The organism is Frankia gtarii (assembly GCF_025403375.1).
Classification (GTDB): Bacteria; Actinomycetota; Actinomycetes; order Frankiales; family Frankiaceae; genus Frankia; species Frankia gtarii.
On sequence record NZ_JAMPTM010000004.1, the window covers coordinates 49209 to 65651 of the forward strand.

Consider the following 16443-nt stretch of genomic DNA (forward strand, 5'->3'; position numbering starts at 1 on the left):
GAGGAACACCGTGACAACCCCCGAGACCGGCTGGAGCTTCGAGACCCGGCAGATCCACGCCGGGGCCGCGCCCGACGCGGCGACCGGCGCCCGCGCAGTGCCGATCTACCAGAGCACGTCGTTCGTGTTCGACGACACCCGCCACGCCGCCGACCTGTTCTCGCTCGCGGAGGTCGGCTTCATCTACACCCGGGTCGCCAATCCCACCCAGGACGCCCTGGAGCAGCGGGTCGCCGACCTCGAGGGCGGCGTCGCGGCGCTGGCGACCGCCAGCGGCCAGGCGGCCCAGACCCTGGCGGTGCTCAACCTGGCCGGCGCCGGCAGCCACCTGGTGTCCTCGACGTCGCTGTACGGGGGGACGTACGCGCTGTTCAAGCACACGCTGGCGGAGCTCGGCATCGAAACGACGTTCGTCGACGACCCGGACGACCTGGACTCCTGGCGGGCCGCGATCCGCCCGAACACCGTCGCGCTGTACGGCGAGACGATCGGCAACCCGCGGGGCAACGTCCTGGACATCGCCGGCGTCGCCGAGGTCGGGCACGCCGCCGGGCTGCCGCTGATCGTCGACAACACGCTCGCCTCGCCGTACCTGAACCGTCCCTTCGAACACGGCGCCGACATCGTGCTGCACTCGGCCACCAAGTTCATCGGCGGCCACGGGACGACGATCGGCGGGATCATCGTCGACGGCGGTCGGTTCGACTGGACGGCCGGGCGCCATCCCCGTTTCACCACCCCCGACCCCGCCTACCACGGCCTGGTCTTCCACGAGGCGTTCGCCGAGGCCGCCTACATCACGCGGGCCCGCGCACGGCTGCTGCGCGACCTGGGTCCGGCGCTGTCCCCGGTGAACGCGTTCCTGCTGCTGCAGGGGCTGGAGACGCTGTCCCTGCGGATGGAGCGCCACAGCGCCAACGCGGCCGCGGTGGCCGCCTGGCTCGCCGAGCGTCCCGAGGTCACCTGGGTGGCCTACCCCGGCCTGGCGGGCAACCGCTGGTACCCGGCGGCCCAGCGTTACCTGCCCCGCGGCGCCGGGGCGGTGCTGGCGTTCGGGATCCGCGGCGGCTCGGCGGCCGGGCGGGCCTTCATCGAAGGCCTGGAACTGCACAGCCATCTCGCCAACGTCGGCGACGTCCGCTCGCTGGCGATCCACCCGGCGTCCACGACGCACGCCCAGCTCACCCCCGCCGAGCAGGCCGACAGCGGGGTGAGTGAGGAACTCGTCCGGCTGTCCGTGGGCATCGAGGGCGTCGAGGACATCCTCGCCGACCTGGACCAGGGCTTCCGCGCGGCCAAGGAACGCTGACCCGCCGACTCCTCGGGGTTCCCCGGCGGTGGCGTCGCGGCCGACCGACGGGATTGAATCCACCTTCGCCGGGTGATAACGGACTGGCGTCGGGCGGGCCACGCGACCTCACGGGGGCGTTGCCCGCCCGCTGCGGGGCGGCATGCCCCGCAGGTCCGTGCAGAGCTGGCGAGGAGATGGCGTGCTCGGCTTCAGGAAGGTCATCGGTCGGGGTCGGGAGGTGATCGAGCCGTCCGTGCGGCTGATCCGGCCGGGCCTCGGGGGCTTCAAGCAGTTCCTCCTGCGCGGGAACATCGTCGACCTGGCCGTCGCCGTGATCATCGGCACGGCGTTCACCGCGGTGGTCAAGGCGATGGTCGACGACCTGCTCACGCCGCTGATCGCCGCGGTGGGCGGCAAACCGGACTTCGCCCGGCTGTCGTTCACGATCAACCACAGTGTGTTCCGCTACGGCCTGTTCCTCAACGCCGTGGTTACCTTCCTGCTCGTCGCCTCAGTCGTCTACTTCGTGGTCGTCCTGCCACTGGCGAAGGCGAACGAACTGCGCCGGCGCGGTCACCCCACGCCCGCGTCGGAGCCGGCGATCAGCGACGAGACGCGCCTGCTCACCGAGATTCGCGACCTGCTCGCCGGTGACGGCCGCCGCCTGCCCGAGCAGCCGAGCGAGTCGACGCAGGCGGGCGCGGTGATCACCGCGGAGAACACCGAGCCCTGACCCGCCGGGCCACCACGGAGGATCCCCGCACGGGCCGGGACGACCCGGGCAACGCGCTGTCGCCTGCAGGCGATCAGAGCGTAGGCGCTGATATCCGCGTCGGAGATGAGGTCGGGATCAAGGTCGGGACGATGGCAGGGGGATCCAGGGCGTTCCGGCGAGGGCTTGGCATAGCGCGGTGAACAGGTTGAGGCAGTGCTCGCGGCGCAGACCGGAGCGTCCCACGAGCTGCTGCGACGGCTCCTTGACGCGCCTGCGAGCGAACCTGGTACGGCCCCGATTGAGGTCCTTCTGTGCGAGGTCGGCGAGCAGGCACGGCTGCTCCGCGACGGGCACGCCGACGTGGCACTCATGCATCACCCGTTCGACGACCTCGCCGGGTTCGACACCGAAAACCTCTGCGTCGAAGGCCAGGTCGCGCTCCTCCCCGCGGGGCATCCGCTCGCGTCACGCGATCAGCCGACGCTGGCGGATGTCCGCAACGTGGCGGACCTGCCGATCGCTCGATGGCCCCGGCTGGACGGATCCTACCCGGACGGGCCCGGACCGGAGGTGCACACCCAGTCACAGCTCGCTCAGCTCGTAGCGCTCGGCAAAACGCTGCTCGTCATCCCTCCAGCCTGGGCTATCCACGCCACTTACTGTCTGGCGGATCGGGGTGGCCTGGTAACGGGAAAGTGCCCCTGGCCTGGGACGATGCGGGTGTCTGATGTTCGTGTCGTCAACAGGGTCGAGAGGCACTTTCCTGGTGGAGTTTACGGGGTGGTCGAAGGGACTGTCGGTCGAGGTGGGCGGCCGTGATGTTGTTTCGCATGTTGGGACGGCCGCGGTGCGGTTGTTGATCGCCACGCTGTCCGACCACAAGGAGCTGTTCGGGTCGGTGGCGTCGGTACCCATACGACCTCCCTGGCGGCCAGGAAAAGCGACATCCTCGACGACGCCACCAGCGCACCGAGATATTAGGTCTGGGACGTCTGTGGCGGCGTCGGCGCAATTCAGCCCGGATACCGGTGGTCTCAGGCCCGGGGGTCTCTCTCGTTGAGCGCGTCGAACTTGCGCACCTCATTGCGCATGTGCGGGCTCCACTTGACGAAGAGCGCCATGACCTCCGGTGTGGCCAGGTGCCGATCGAGCGCCTCCTGGGACGTCCACTGCTCGAGCACCGTGACGGTTCCGGTCGCCGCGTCCTCCACGCAGAACGAGATCAGCACGTTTCCCGGGTTCGCTGCGGCGACCGGGTACGTCGCCTGTGCCTCGGTGATGAACGTCTCGACGTCACCGGCAGGGACGAAGACCCGGCCGGCAATGATGATGGCCGTCTGGACAGGCGGTTCCGTGTCTGCGGTGGTGGCGGCCTTGTCCTGGAGCGAATTCATTGTTCTTTCTCGTCCTTCGTGTCCCGGCGCAGAGCCGGACCGGCCCTGCGCGTGCAAGGTGCACCCTGACGTTGGTGTCAGGGGCAGGAGTGAGCGGGGCGAGGGTTCGGTCGGGACCTCGATCAGGCGCGGGTCCTGTCGGACCCCGACGAGGCGTGCGGCCGGCCGGGCTCCATCGAGGCGCGAGACCCGGCCGGCCTGCGCGGAGGGGTGAAGTCCGGCCGGGAGCACACTGTTCCGCCCCTCCGCCCCTCCGCCCGTCTGTCCGTCTGTCCGTCTGTCCGCTTGCTCCGGTCAGGCGGTGTACTGGTACGCCGGGTAGGTGAGATAGCCCGCGTCGCCGCCCTGGTAGTACGTGGCCGTGTCGGCGGGCGCGACCGGCAGGCCGGTGCGGAGCCGTTCCACCAGGTCGGGGTTGGCGATGAAGGCGCGGCCAAAGCTGATCAGATCCGCGCCCAGGCCGAGCCAGTGGTCGGCGGCGCTCCGGTCGGCCTGCTTCGGGCCCATCGGGAGCACCGGGTTCATGATCAGGCTGCCCGGCCACGCGCGGCGCAGCCCGACCAGCACCTCCTGCTCGGCAGTCGCCTCCAGGTGCACGTAGGCGAGGTCGAAGCGGGCGAGTTCGGCGAGCAGAGCCGCGTACAGCTGCGCCACCTCGGTCTCCTCGACGCCCCAGAAGGTGCCGCCGGGGGAGAGCCTGATCGCGGTGCGGGCCGCGCCCACGGCGTCCACCGTGGCGGCGACCGCCTCGACGGCGAAGCGGATGCGGTGGGCGATCGGGCCGCCGTAGGAGTCGGTGCGCAGGTTGGCGTTGGACGACAGGAACTGCGAGATCAGGTAGCCGTTCGCGCCGTGCAGTTCGACGCCGTCGAACCCGGCGTCGACGGCGCGCCGGGCGGCCTCGGCGTACGAGCGGGCCTGCTCGGGCACCTCGGAGGTGTCCAGGACGCGGGGGACCGGCGCGGGTTGCGGCCCGGTCGGGGTGAACACGTCGCCCACGGCGGCGACGGCGGACGGTCCGACCGGCCGGAGACCGGTGGTGTCGGGGTGCGAGACCCGGCCGCCGTGCATGATCTGAGCGAAGATGCGCCCGCCGTTGGCGTGCACGGCGTCGGTGACGGGCCGCCAGGCGGCCACCTGCTCGTCGGTGTACAGGCCCGGGGTGCCCGGGTTGGACTGCCCGACCAGGCTGGGCTGCACCCCCTCGCTGACAATCAACCCGGCGGTGGCCCGCTGGGCGTAGTAGACCGCCATGGACGGGGTCGCGAGGCTCCCGGCCGCGGCCCGGACCCGGGACATCGGGGCCATCACGACACGGTTGGGCAGCTCCAGACCGCCGAGGCGGTAGCGGTCGAACAGCGTGGTCATGCCGGAACTCCTTCATACCTGGTCAAAGGCGCCGGAACGGCGAGCCCGACAGGTACGCTAAAACCTGACATCAATGTGAGAGGCAAGTCGCGGGGCCGGGATCACAGTCGGGAGGGTGAGATGCGGATCGGCGAACTCGCGGCGCGGGCCGGAGTCAGTGTCCGTTCGCTGCGCTACTACGAGGAGCAGGGACTGCTCACCAGCACCCGCAGTGCCGGCGGGCAGCGGCACTACACGCAGGACGATGTCGAACGGGTCGCCTTCATCCAGCGCCTGTATACGGCCGGGCTGTCCAGCCGCACCATCACCGAACTGCTGCCGTGCCTCGACTCACCCAGCGACGAGAACTCCGACGCAGCGATGGAGCGCATGCTCAAGGAACGCGACCGGCTCTCCACCCACATCGAGGACCTGCTGCGCACCCGCGACGCGCTCGACGTCCTGATGATCGCGGCCCAGGCCCACCGCGACGCCCGCCAGGCCGTCGCATGACGGCGTCCCGATCCTAGCCTCGGGCTTTCCTGGTCGCCGCCGACGCTGTCCTGGTCCAGGAGGCGTCGATCATCGCCGGTATGCGGATGCTCCTTGACCACGCTGGCCTCGTCGTCGAACCGTCGGCCGCGCTCGGCATCGCGGCGATCCTCGAAGACCGTGACCGCTTCGCCGGCCGCCGCGTGGTCACCATCATGTGCGGCAGCAACGTCGACGTAGACGACCCGCGCCTCCGGCGCCACCTGCTGGGCGATCTCGTGCAGGTTCGGCGAGGCCGGCCCGCTTCGCCCAGAAGTTCACAGACGCCGTTTGGAGATGCCGAAGCGTGGCCTGCAACGGGCCTTTCGACATCCGGGAGAACCGGTGGCGGTATGCCCGCTACGTTTCATGGTCAGGCGAGGACGATCTCCTCCAGGATCTCCGGGTCGCGCACGTCGCGGCCCTGGGCCGCCGCCTCGGCGTAACGGCGGGTGCTCAGCGCGTCCAGATCTTCCATCGTGGACCCGGCCTTCCAGTAGGCGCTGACCCGCACCTGCGCCCGCGGCACCCCGTGCAGCTCCAGCAGGTGACGGCGGATGATCCGGACCTGCGACGCCTCGGCGGCGACCCACGCGACGGCCGCCACACCGAGCCGCGGGAACGTCCGCACAGCCTCGGGCAGGGCGAGCCCGCGCACCCAGTGGACCTGATGCTCGGGCCGGGCCGGCACCAGGACCCGGTCCGCCTCGGCCACCCCGCCGAGCACGGCGAACGCCGGGCGGCCCGCCGGCAGCGCCGCGAGGATCGCCGCCACCGCCGGCAGCCCGCTGCCATCGGCCACCAGCAGCAGCGGCCCCCCGGCCGACGACGCCCCGACGGGCTCGGCGACGAACTCGGCCCGCATCCCGGCGATGCCGACGCCGTCACCGGGCCCGAGTCCGCGCATCCAGCGGTCGACCAGGCCCGCACCGTGCACGAAGGCGTCGAACGCGAGTCGGTCGGATCCGGGCGCGAAGGTTCGCACGGTGAACGCCCGCGACGGCGGCACTCCGGCCCTGGTCGCCCCAGTCGCCGCGGTCACCCCAGTCGCCGCGGCGGCCCCGGCATCGGCCCGCGAGGCCGGGACCGGGGGGAACAGACGGAAGGCGTCGGCCGGCAGCGGGTCGGTGTAGATGGCCAGCCCCGCGCCGCGCAGCGTGACCCGCCGGAAGGACGGGGAGATCTCGGCGATCGACACGACCTCAAGCTGGCACCTGATCAGGCGATCGGCCCGATCAGTCGCGACGGCCCGGATCGCACTGTGCAGCGACACCATCGTCCTCCCGGCACGTTCTCGTGACGGACGGCGGTGGCCCGTCGCGGCGGCGGCCCGTCCGGGCCAGGCGATTTAGGTAAGCCTAACTGTCATCGTCGCCGTCGCGCCCGACATTCGAAACAAGCCGAGACGGGTCAGGTCGACCGCGCGGCCAAGCCCAGCGATCCTGTGGACATAGTCGACTTGCCCGGCTAAGTTTGGCCCGGTCAGCCTGCCGAAACTGGGTCGGCGAGACGGTTGGCCGGACCGCGTTGTCCGGCCTCGGCCGGACCGGCCACCCGTCGGCGCAGTGGGGTCGTGGTGCCTCAGGCGGCCGGCGCACGGGAGGCGCAGGCCCGCCTCGGGGTCGGGCCCGAGTCGAGGAGGGGTGCGATGTCGCCGGCGCCCAGCCGACACGGTCGGCCCTCTGCGAACGCTCGGTGCCGCCCGCCGCGCAGCCGGTTCGCCAGGCGGCGGTTCACCCGGCGGCTTGTGATCGATCTGCGCCGTTCATCCAGCAGCCTCTGTCCCGGTCCCTGACCGGTTCACCGCGGGCCGCCGCAGGCCGCGTTGCGCGTTCCCGCTCGTGCCGCGGCCATCGTGCCATCCCGGACCGCCGCACCCCGACCCGCCAGGACGGCCAGGTTCGCGCAGCACCGCCCCCAGGCCGGCGGGCCGCGCCACCATGCTCGGCGCCCAGGCCGGGACGACCGCCTCCGGCGGCGTCGCGGCTCGGGCGAAGGTCCACGACAGGAGCCACCCGGCCGCAGGCCGGTTCGGGAGCCGACGCCCCCGGTGGACGCACCTAACCCCACCCGCCTCGACCGAAAGGCCGGACATGACAGACCTCCCGCTGGCCGTCCTCGATCTCGTGCCGGTCAGCGCCGGTGACACCCCGAACGACGCGCTGCGCAACACCGTCGACCTGGCCCGGCGGGCGGAGGAGTTCGGTTACCGGCGGTACTGGTTCGCCGAGCACCATCTCAACCCCGGTCTGCTCGGCGTGTCCCCCGCGGTGGCGATCGCGTTGGTGGCCGGGGCGACGTCGACGATCCGGCTCGGCTCGGCCGGCGTGCAGAGCGGGCATCGCACCCCGCTGTCCGTCGTCGAGGAGTTCGGCCTGATCGACGCGCTGCACCCCGGCCGCCTGGACCTCGGCATCGGCCGCTCACCGGGCCGGCCGGCACCGACGAACGGCGAAGTCCGCAACGGCGCATCCTCCACCGGCGGGACCGCGAACGGCAGGACCCCGAACGGCGGATCCACAGCCGGCGGATCCACAGCCGGGGCAGCGCCCGCCTCGGGCCCGGCGCTCGTCTCGGCCGCGGCGGCCGCCTACCAGGCGAGTCTCGGCGGTGCCGATCACAGCACCGATCAGCGGGCTGACAACGGCCTGTTGATTCCTCGCCGTTTCGACTTCAGCGCGCTACTCGGCTCGCCCCGGCTGGGGGTGACCCTGTCGCTGCTGCAGCAGCCGGGCGCCTACACCCCGGAGTACGCCGACCAGGTCGACGACGTCCTCGCCCTGCTGCGCGACACCTACCACACCGCGGACGGCCAGACGGCCCGCGCCTGGCCCGGGGCGGGCGCGGCGCTTCAGGTGTGGATCCTCGGGGCGTCCGGGGGGTCGAGCGCGTCCGTCGCGGGCTCGCGGGGGCTGCGCTTCGCCGCCTCCTACCATCACAGCCCCAGCACGGTCCTCGACGCGGTCGACGGCTACCGGGCGGCGTTCGCACCGTCGACGGGCCTCGCCGCACCCTACGTCTCGGTCTCCGCCGACGTCGTCGTCGGCGAGGACGACGCGAGCGCGGCCCGGCTGGCCGCCGGCTACGGGCTGTGGGTTCGCAGCATCCGCAGCGGCACGGGAGCGATCCCGTTCCCGACCCCTGAGGAGGCCGCCGCGCACACGTGGAGCGACGCCGATCGGGAGCTGGTCGCCGACCGCGTCGCCACCCAGCTCGTCGGCTCCCCGTCGACCGTCGCCGACCGGCTCGAACAGCTCGCGGCGGCGACCGGCGCCGACGAACTCGCCGTCACCACGATCACCCACCGGCACGCCGACCGGGTGCGTTCCTATGAACTGCTGGCCGCGGAGTGGGCCCGCCGCCAGGGCTGACCCGGGCTCGATGCAGGGCTGACCCGGGGCTGGCTCAGAGCTGACCCCGCACGGGCACACAGGATGACGGGAAGGACTGCGGTGCCGAAGGCATACGTCTATATCGCGAACGGCGGCCCCGAGGTGGAGACGTTCGCCGACCTGCCGGCGCCCGAGCCCGGCCCGGATCAGCTCGCGATCGCAGTGCGCGCCGTGGGCGTCAACCCCGTGGACTGGAAACTGCGCGGCGGGTCGACGCGGCCCGGTCAGCCCGCCCCGGTCTTCCCGGTCGTGCTGGGGGTGGAGGCGGCGGGCGTGGTCACCGCAGTGGGCCCGGGGGTGACGGGGTTCGCGGTGGGCGACGAGGTCCTCGGGGGCACGGTCGGCGGCGCCTACGCCGAGTACACCCTGCTCTCGGTCGCGCTGGCGGCGCACAAGCCGGCCGCGTTGAGCTTTCGGGCCGCCGCCTGCCTGCCGGTCGCGGCGGCGACCGCCTATGACGGGGTGCACCAGCTCGCGCTGCCGCCGGGCGCCACCCTGTTGATCACTGGAGTCGGCGGCGGGGTGGGCGTGGCCGCCGCGCAGCTTGCCCGCCGCGCGGGGCTCACCGTCGTCGGCACGGCCAACGCCGGGAAGAAGGACTTCGTCGAGTCGCTGGGAGTCACCTGGGTCGAGCCGGGCGCCGGCGTCGTCGAGCGAGTTCGGGCGGTCGCGCCGCAGGGTGTCGATGCGATCTACGATCTCGTCGGCGGCGCGGCACTTGAGGAGATCGCCGGGGTGCTCGTCCCGGCGACCGGGGATGCCGCCGCCCCGCGCCTGATCACGGCCGCGGACAGTGCGACGGTCACCCGCCTCGGCGGGGTGGCCGTGCAGCGAGCCCGCAGCTTGGCCGTGCTCGACGCCGTCACCGGCCTCGCCGCGGCCGGGGTGCTGGACCCCCACGTCAGCGACGTCTACCCGCTGGATCGGGCCGACGCGGCCCTGCGGGCGGTGGAGACCGGCCATGCCCGCGGCAAGGTTGTGATAGAGGTCGCGGTGTGACGACGCCGCACGTGCTGGACAACCCCGCCCGCTCCGCCCTGCTCGGTCCGCACGCTCACCTCGCGCAGCGGCGCGGGGACGTGCTGTGCTACCCGGCGGACGTGTGCCCGTTCGTCGCCCTGCCCGACGAGCCGGACCAGAACGCCTGGCTCGACGCGGCGACGCTGCTCGGTCCGGGCGCCCTGGTGCCGTTTACCGGCGTCGACGCGGCCGTGCCGCCCGGTTGGGAGGAGGTCGGTTTCGGCCCGGGGGTCCAGATGATCGACGCCGGGATCGACGCGGTCGGTGACGACGACGCGGTGCGCCTCGGCCCGGCGGACGTCCCGGCGATGCTCGATCTGGTGGCCCGCACGCGTCCCGGCCCGTTCCTGCCCCGCACCATCGCCCTCGGCACCTACCTCGGCATCCGCCGCGGCGGGGCGCTGGTCGCCATGGCCGGGGAGCGGCTGCACCCGCCGGGCTGGACCGAGATCAGCGCCGTCTGCACCGATCCGGATCATCAGGGGTCGGGGCTCGCGTCCCGACTCGTGCGGGCGGTCGCCGCCGGCATCCGTGCCCGTGGCGAGACGCCGTTCCTGCACGCCGCCGCGACGAACACGAACGCGATCCACCTCTACGAGACCCTCGGCTTCCGGCTGCGGCGCACGGTGACCTTCCGCGCCGTGCGGATTCCGCGTGCCGTGCCGGGCCAGCCCGCCGGGCCGCTCGCCGCGGAGTTGAGCGCGGGCGAACCGGCGCTCTGAGCGGTGGAGACCGGCCAGCAGGTCGCGGCGCGCGAGGCGGTGGCGATGGCCAGCGACCTCATCGCGTTCGACACCAGTAACCACGGCGACCCGCACGCCGACGGCACCGAGCGGCCCGCGGCCGAGTATGTGGCCGGCCGGCTGGCCGACGTCGGCTACGACGTCACCTACCTGGAGTCCGGGGCACCCGGGCGCGGCAACGTCGTCGCCCGGCTGGCCGGCGCCGACCCGTCGCGGGGCGCCCTGCTCCTACACGGCCACCTCGACGTCGTCCCGGCGGAAGCGGCCGACTGGACGGTCCACCCGTTCTCCGGCGAGGTACGCGACGGCTACGTGTGGGGTCGCGGCGCCGTCGACATGAAAGGCGCGGTCGCGATCACGCTGGCGGTGGCCCGTCGCCTGCGCCGGGAGGGAGTCGTCCCACCGCGGGATCTGATCTTCGCGTATGTCGCCGACGAGGAGGCCGGCGGCTGGTACGGGGCCCGCTGGCTGGTGGACAACCGCCCTGACCTGTTCGAGGGCGCCACGGAGGCGATCGGTGAGGTCGGCGGCTTCTCCGTCACCCTCGGCTCCACCACCACTGGCGAGGACCTGCGTGCCTACCTCGTCCAGACGGCGGAGAAGGGCAGCATGTGGCTGCGGCTGACCGCCCGGGGCCGCGGCGGGCACGGCTCGATGCTGCATGACGACAACCCGATCGCCACGCTGGCGGCGGCCGTCGCCCGCCTCGACGCCCACCGCTTCCCCCTGGTGCTCACCGATCCGGTCCGGGCGTTGCTCACCGGGATCGCGGACCTTACCGGCGTCCCGTTCGACGAGGCCGATCCGCAGGCCGCCGTCGACCGCCTCGGCCCGCTGGCGCGCCTGGTCGGGGCGGCGCTGCGGGACACGGCGAACGTGACCCTGTTCGACGCCGGCTACCGGTCGAACGTCGTGCCCGCCACGGCCCGCGCCACCGTCGACGGGCGGTTCCTGCCCGGGCGGGAGGAGGCTTTCGGCCGTGAACTGGTCGAGGTGCTCGGCCGGCGGGTGCGGGCCGAATGGGACACCCTGCCGCCGGTCCGGACGACCTTCGACGGCGCCCTGGTGGCCGCGATCCGCGCGGCGGTCGAGGCCGAGGACCCGGGCGCTCGCGTCCTGCCGTATCTGCTGGCCGCCGGTACGGACGCGAAGTCCTTCCAGCGGCTGGGGATCCGCCACTTCGGGTTCACCCCGCTGCGCCTGCCGCCGGAGCTGGACTTCAGCGCCCTGTTCCACGGGGTCGACGAACGGGTCCCGGTCGCGGCCCTGGAGTTCGGCACCCGGGTGCTGGACCGGCTGCTGCGGACCTGCTGACGCCGGCACCATACGGACGGGCCGGCCCGTGCCGGAGGACCCGGCAGGCGGACGACGATCGGCCCTGCCTCCCGCGGGGCACGCCGGCCTACCGTCGAACCGGGCGTCGCCGCCACGGTCCGGGCGCGCCGTCGATCCGGACGCCCACCCAGCGACGAGGGGAAACGCGATGACATCGACGAGTGTGGGTACGCGGGAGTTCACCACCAGCGCCAGCGACAAGACGACCGTCACCCTCGACCATGCCGGGGGTGGTGTCCTGCCCGCGGCGACGTGTCTGTGGCTGCTCGCCGGCGAGCAGGTGGGCCGGGTCGCGTTCCGCGCGGACGGGGAGATCCTCGTCCTGCCGGTGAACTACGTGCTGGACGGGGACGCCATCGCCTTCCGTACGGCCACCGGTTCCAAGCTGGCCGCCGCCCTCGAGGAGGACGCCGTCGGGTTCGAGGTCGACGGCCATGACCCGGTGGCCCGCGCGGGCTGGAGCGTTCTGATCAACGGCCGGGCGGCGGCGGTCAACGACCCGCAGACGCTGGCCAGGCTGGAGAAGACCGGACTCGCCCCGTGGGCGGACCGTATCGCCCATCCGCACTGGGTGCGCATCCTGCCCGAGTCGATGACCGGCCGGGTCGTCGCCCACTCCTGAAGGGCCCCTGGCGGGGTCGTACCCCGGACCGGCCCACCACTGTGCCCGGCGGGGCGAGCCGGCGTCAGTCCAGGCCGACGGCGAGCAGGCAGACGTCGTCGTCGCGACCGGCCGGGGCGGCGATCTCCGCCAGGATCCCGTCGCACAGGTCCTCCAGTCCGCCGCCGGAGTCGGCCCCACCCACCGGGCCGGGAGCGGGTGCAAGCCCGGCGCCTGCGGCGACGGCGAACACGTCGAGGCGCTCCGACAGCGACGTCTCGCGCCGTTCGATCAGCCCGTCGCTGTAGAGCAGCAGCCGGCAGCCGGCCGGCAGCGACAGCACGCTCTGCCCGTACCGATGGTCCGGCGACGCGCCGAGGATGGGACCGTGCACCTGGTCGAGGTAACGCGTGGACCGCTCGACGATCAGCAGTGGCGGGGGATGTCCCGCGCAGGACCAGGTAAGCCGCCGCTGGCCCGGCGTGAGCAGGGCGACGACGGCGGTGGCCAGCGCCTCGTCGCCCTGGCCGGCGAGGTTCGCGGCGAGCTGAGTAGTGATCTCCGCCGGAGTCCGCCCCTGCAGCGCGTAGGCCCGGGTGGCCTGGTACAGCTCCGCCATGATCGCGATCGCGTTGAGCCCGTGGCCGCCGACGTCCCCGACCACGACCATGAGCTCGCCGTCCGGCAGCACGACGGCGTCGTACCAGTCGCCGCCGATGCCGACGTCCCGGCTCGCCGGCAGGTATCGGGCGCTGAGATGCACGCCGGCGACATCGGGCAGCCGCTGCGGCAGGATCGCCCGTTGCATGACGGCTACCAGCGTCGTCTGGCGCTCGTAGAGCCGGGCCCGTTCGAAGGCGTGGGCGCACGTCCCGGCGAGGGTCTGCAGAAACGCCTGATCGCCCGGGTCGAAGTCGCGGGCCACTCCCCAGACGAGTACGAGGACGCCGATGAGCCGATCGGAGACGATCAGCGGCAGGTGGGCGCAGGCGCTCAGCCCGAGAACCCGTGCCGGCTCCTCCCGATCCGGGTAGTCGGCGAGGTACTCGGCCCGGCTGCGGTGGTAGCGGGGCCGCCGGTCGCGCACGACGTCGGCGGCGGCGGCCGGCCCGCGACCGGACAGGCCCGGCCACAGCGCCAGGACCGGCGACGTGGCCGGGTGCACGATGCTGCGGTACGGCTCGCCGTCGTCGCCGTAGAGCAGGACTGCGGCGAAGATGATTCCGAGGTCGGCGGTGGCGATATGCACGACCACGTCGCCGAGCTCGTCGACGGTCAGGGCCCGCTCGAGCGCGTGGGTGACGTCGAGCAGGCGGGTGGCGCGCCACAGTGCGGTGGACCCCGGGCCGGCGCCAAGCCGGTCGGGCTGCACGGCGCTGACGTCGCCGACCAGCCCGACCATCCGGGCCGCGCCGTCCGACTCGTCGCGCAGCACGGCCCCCCGGACCTGGACCCAGCGGACCGAGCCATCCGGTCGCAGGATCCGGTACTCCTCCAGGACCGCGCCGGCGGTGCGGGCCGCGTCGAACATCGCCGTGCGCACGCCCGTCACGTCATCCGGGTGGACCATGGCGAACGCGGCGTCCATGGTCCCCTCGACCTCGTCCGGGGCGAGTCCGCACAGTGCCGCCGCCAGGTCGTCACATGTGAGCCGACCGGTAGCCAGCTCCCAGCTCCACACGCCTACCCCCGCGGCGGCCAGGGCCAGCGGCAGTTCAGGCGCACGGACCGCCCGACCCGTTCGCAGTCCCACCTCCGCGCCGCCCTCCCGCCGCGCATCAACGGCGACCCACGACCGCACTGCTCCGGCCCGGGACACCAATGCTCGGCCTGTCCGCCAATCTTCCCCCGGCGCACCGCTGGGCACACTTTGGGATTGCCGGCCGGCACCGGGGCCGGCGCTCGCGCGGGCGCCCGGATCGACGGGACCGGGCTGAACCCGGCCCTGCCCCGGGCTACTCGAGGATGTCGATGACGCCGGCGGCGTCGAAGCCGCGCAACAGCGACTCGTTGGCGGAGATCAGATGGCGCCGCCAGAACCGCTCCGCCTCGTCGGCCTCACCGGCCCGCACGAGGCTGATCAGCTTCTCGTACGCCCTGACCGCTCGGCGGTACTGCAACTGCACCTCGTCCGGTTCGGACTCGTAGTGCGTCCTCGTCGCGGTCGCCATGTGCCGCGCGAGGATCTCCTGGATCATGCCGGCCGTGACCACGAGGGCGCGGTTGCCGGACTGCTTGACGACGACCTCGTGGAACCGGGCGAACGCCGTCCCGACAGCGTCGCCGCTCACGTCCTGGGCCAGCCGGGCGGTCAGGTCGTCGAGCGCGGTGACAAGCGCCTCGATCGCGTCGTCGGAGCCTCGATCGGCGACCAGCCAGGCGGCCAGCGGCTCGATGCCGAGGCGGGCGACAAGCACCTCGCCGAGAGTGGTGCCCGCGACGGCGAGCAGCAGCCCGGCCGGGCGGGCGACCACCTCGGGGCCCGGTACCCGGATGCGGGCGCCGGTGCGGGAGCCACGCCGGACCTCGACGAGGGACTCGGCCTCCAGCACCCGCACGGCCTCACGCAGCGTCGGGCGGGAGACCCCGAAGTGGATCATGAGCTCGGCTTCGCGCGGCAGGTAGTCGCCGTCGCGCAGCTCCCCGGTGACGATCATGCGACGCAGCCGGCGCGTGAGCAGCTCGGCCGTCTTCGGGGATCGCACGTCAGCCCCGGACCGGCCCTCCGGCAGAGAGAAGACCGGGGCGGCCATGGGATCGACTCCTCGTGTAGAAAACGTCGGATGCTGCGGACCTACAGCAGCGGTACCGGTCGGGACCGCTGCATCGCGGTACCGCCCTCATGCTACTACAGAGTCAACTTAGTTACCTTTGAGCAGATGCGACGCCTGTGACCCGGGATGCGCGGCCGGTTGCAAAACGATACCTGCCGGAACGGGCCCGGCGGCACGCGCGCCCGTCGGCGTGACCATCAACGCACCTCATATCCGCCGCGCGTCGCCGGCTGAGTGCGCGACGTGCCCGGCGGGGTCGCGACCTGCACGTAGAGCAGCCCGGTGCGCAGGGCCTGCGTCCGGGTGGAGTCCAGCGACTCCCAGATCGCCCGCACGGTCTGCTGGACCGCCACGGTCGGGTGCCGGGCGATGCGCTGCGCGATGTCCTGCGCCCGCGGCCACAACCGGTCACCAGGGACGACCTCGCTGACGAACCCGATCTCGTGGGCGCGCCTGGCCGACATCCGTTCGTCGTTACCGAGCAGCGCCATGCGCAGCACCTCGCCGATCGGGATGCGCCGCGCCAGCCCGATCGGCTCCAGCGCCGCGGTCATCCCGAAGGTGACATGCGGGTCGAAGAAGGTCGCCTCCTCGCCGGCGATGATGATGTCGGCCTCGTTCAGCCAGTACAGCGCCCCACCCGCGGCCATCCCCTGCACCGCGCAGACGAGCGGCTTCCAGCACTGGTTGAACTTCGGGGAGAGGTAGACGGCCGGGTCCACCTGCTTGAGGGGCTCCTTCGCGAGGTCGTAGCCCTCGACCACGTCGACGCCGGTGCTGAAGGCGCGCTCGCCCTGCGCCCGCAGGACGACGACGTGCACGTCGTCGGTGACGGCGGCGAAGTCCCAGATCGCCCGGAAGTCGTCCAGCACCTCCTGGTTGAACGAGTTGAGCCGGTCGGGCCGGTTGAGCGTGAGGGTGAGAACATGATCATCACCCAGGGTCGCAAGAACGCTCGTCAGCGCGGGTACCTCGGCCGGCATGTCGCTGCCTCCTCGTGTCGGCGACCCGCCGGACCCTCGGCGGCCCGGCGGCACGCGGGACGCCCTGTGACAGCGCGCCCCACGACATATATAACTCAGTGCACGAGGAAAGTTCAACCTCTCACCGCCGCGGCGACCGGACGGGTCGGTGGAGGCGATATTCGCAGTCCATCCCAGGCGGACCGCACGACGCGCTTCACCGCGGATCAGAGTGGACATCCACGCATCATCCGAGCCGATCGGACTCGTCGGGACAGTTCGGGCCCTACGCCGGGATCTCACGCCCGACATCCAGATCCGCCCAGCACTCGGATCCC

15 protein-coding genes and 1 pseudogene are annotated in these 16443 nt (G+C 72.7%); 10 read left to right on the plus strand and 6 right to left on the minus strand.

Annotated features, from left to right (window positions below; translation table 11 throughout):
* Positions 1 to 10 precede the first annotated feature (10 nt).
* The 3 genes from NBZ83_RS01520 (at position 11) to NBZ83_RS33575 (ending at position 2825) form a co-directional block, all read left to right on the plus strand.
* Positions 11 to 1309: a bifunctional o-acetylhomoserine/o-acetylserine sulfhydrylase gene (locus NBZ83_RS01520; RefSeq protein ID WP_261564925.1), complete on the plus strand. Its 1299-nt coding sequence runs from the start codon at positions 11 to 13 to the stop codon at positions 1307 to 1309.
* 181 nt (positions 1310 to 1490) lie between these two features.
* The gene (mscL, locus tag NBZ83_RS01525; protein WP_261564926.1) at positions 1491 to 2024 is read left to right on the plus strand and encodes a large conductance mechanosensitive channel protein MscL; all 534 of its coding nucleotides are present in this window, start codon (positions 1491 to 1493) and stop codon (positions 2022 to 2024) included.
* Between the two features lie 195 nt (positions 2025 to 2219).
* A complete protein-coding gene (locus NBZ83_RS33575) occupies positions 2220 to 2825 on the plus strand; it encodes a LysR substrate-binding domain-containing protein (RefSeq protein WP_498041036.1) in 606 nt (201 codons plus the stop codon).
* A gap of 215 nt (positions 2826 to 3040) precedes the next feature.
* On the opposite strand, the gene NBZ83_RS01540 is transcribed toward NBZ83_RS33575, so the two are convergent.
* Entirely contained in the window at positions 3041 to 3400 is a 360-nt protein-coding gene (locus NBZ83_RS01540) for a putative quinol monooxygenase (protein ID WP_261564927.1), read from the minus strand.
* A 294-nt stretch (positions 3401 to 3694) separates the two neighbouring features.
* Complete coding sequence (locus NBZ83_RS01545; RefSeq protein WP_261564928.1) at positions 3695 to 4768, minus strand: alkene reductase; 1074 nt, start codon at positions 4766 to 4768, stop codon at positions 3695 to 3697.
* A 120-nt stretch (positions 4769 to 4888) separates the two neighbouring features.
* Between NBZ83_RS01545 and NBZ83_RS01550 the strand changes: the two genes are divergently transcribed.
* Together NBZ83_RS01550 and NBZ83_RS33580 are read left to right on the plus strand one after the other, a co-directional pair.
* Positions 4889 to 5260, plus strand: coding sequence for a MerR family transcriptional regulator (locus tag NBZ83_RS01550; protein ID WP_261564929.1), 372 nt, complete (start codon positions 4889 to 4891; stop codon positions 5258 to 5260).
* A gap of 50 nt (positions 5261 to 5310) precedes the next feature.
* Positions 5311 to 5451: pseudogene (locus NBZ83_RS33580) on the plus strand (threonine dehydratase); the annotation flags it as partial.
* Between the two features lie 200 nt (positions 5452 to 5651).
* On the opposite strand, the gene NBZ83_RS01555 reads toward NBZ83_RS33580, so the two are convergent.
* The gene (locus NBZ83_RS01555) at positions 5652 to 6554 is read right to left on the minus strand and encodes a siderophore-interacting protein (RefSeq protein ID WP_261564930.1); all 903 of its coding nucleotides are present in this window, start codon (positions 6552 to 6554) and stop codon (positions 5652 to 5654) included.
* Positions 6555 to 7371: 817 nt separating this feature from the next.
* Between NBZ83_RS01555 and NBZ83_RS01560 the strand changes: the two genes are divergently transcribed.
* From NBZ83_RS01560 to NBZ83_RS01580, 5 genes are all read left to right on the plus strand, one after another.
* Entirely contained in the window at positions 7372 to 8649 is a 1278-nt protein-coding gene (locus NBZ83_RS01560) for an LLM class flavin-dependent oxidoreductase (protein WP_261564931.1), read from the plus strand.
* Positions 8650 to 8730: 81 nt separating this feature from the next.
* Complete coding sequence (locus tag NBZ83_RS01565) at positions 8731 to 9669, plus strand: NADP-dependent oxidoreductase (RefSeq protein WP_261564932.1); 939 nt, start codon at positions 8731 to 8733, stop codon at positions 9667 to 9669.
* Positions 9666 to 10412 carry a GNAT family N-acetyltransferase gene (locus NBZ83_RS01570; protein ID WP_261574187.1) on the plus strand — a complete coding sequence of 249 codons (747 nt, stop codon included), beginning with the start codon at positions 9666 to 9668 and terminating at the stop codon, positions 10410 to 10412. Before NBZ83_RS01565 ends, NBZ83_RS01570 begins: the two co-directional genes overlap by 4 nt.
* A 3-nt stretch (positions 10413 to 10415) precedes the next feature.
* Positions 10416 to 11747, plus strand: coding sequence for a M20/M25/M40 family metallo-hydrolase (locus NBZ83_RS01575; protein WP_261574188.1), 1332 nt, complete (start codon positions 10416 to 10418; stop codon positions 11745 to 11747).
* A 169-nt stretch (positions 11748 to 11916) separates the two neighbouring features.
* The gene (locus NBZ83_RS01580; RefSeq protein ID WP_261564935.1) at positions 11917 to 12390 is read left to right on the plus strand and encodes a pyridoxamine 5'-phosphate oxidase family protein; all 474 of its coding nucleotides are present in this window, start codon (positions 11917 to 11919) and stop codon (positions 12388 to 12390) included.
* A 64-nt stretch (positions 12391 to 12454) separates the two neighbouring features.
* Here the strand turns inward: NBZ83_RS01580 and NBZ83_RS01585 are convergent, their stop codons facing one another.
* The 3 genes from NBZ83_RS01585 to NBZ83_RS01595 all read right to left on the minus strand — a co-directional run bounded on the left by NBZ83_RS01585 (position 12455) and on the right by NBZ83_RS01595 (position 16126).
* Entirely contained in the window at positions 12455 to 14122 is a 1668-nt protein-coding gene (locus NBZ83_RS01585) for a SpoIIE family protein phosphatase (RefSeq protein WP_261564936.1), read from the minus strand.
* Positions 14123 to 14324: 202 nt separating this feature from the next.
* A complete protein-coding gene (locus NBZ83_RS01590) occupies positions 14325 to 15122 on the minus strand; it encodes a FadR/GntR family transcriptional regulator (RefSeq protein ID WP_261564937.1) in 798 nt (265 codons plus the stop codon).
* 218 nt (positions 15123 to 15340) lie between these two features.
* Positions 15341 to 16126 (minus strand): enoyl-CoA hydratase/isomerase family protein, encoded by a 786-nt coding sequence (locus NBZ83_RS01595; protein ID WP_261564938.1) that lies wholly within the window; start codon positions 16124 to 16126, stop codon positions 15341 to 15343.
* Positions 16127 to 16443: the final 317 nt, after the last annotated feature.

Bases quoted from the DNA above. Each gene is read 5' to 3' on its own strand.
- NBZ83_RS01555 (WP_261564930.1), bottom strand. From the start codon at position 6,554: ATGGTGTCGCTGCACAGTGCGATCCGGGCCGTCGCGACTGATCGGGCC.
- NBZ83_RS01560 (WP_261564931.1), top strand. From the start codon at position 7,372: ATGACAGACCTCCCGCTGGCCGTCCTCGATCTCGTGCCGGTCAGCGCC.
- NBZ83_RS01580 (WP_261564935.1), top strand. From the start codon at position 11,917: ATGACATCGACGAGTGTGGGTACGCGGGAGTTCACCACCAGCGCCAGC.
- NBZ83_RS01595 (WP_261564938.1), bottom strand. From the start codon at position 16,126: ATGCCGGCCGAGGTACCCGCGCTGACGAGCGTTCTTGCGACCCTGGGT.
- NBZ83_RS01590 (WP_261564937.1), bottom strand. From the start codon at position 15,122: ATGGCCGCCCCGGTCTTCTCTCTGCCGGAGGGCCGGTCCGGGGCTGAC.
- NBZ83_RS01540 (WP_261564927.1), bottom strand. From the start codon at position 3,400: ATGAATTCGCTCCAGGACAAGGCCGCCACCACCGCAGACACGGAACCG.
- NBZ83_RS01550 (WP_261564929.1), top strand. From the start codon at position 4,889: ATGCGGATCGGCGAACTCGCGGCGCGGGCCGGAGTCAGTGTCCGTTCG.
- NBZ83_RS01545 (WP_261564928.1), bottom strand. From the start codon at position 4,768: ATGACCACGCTGTTCGACCGCTACCGCCTCGGCGGTCTGGAGCTGCCC.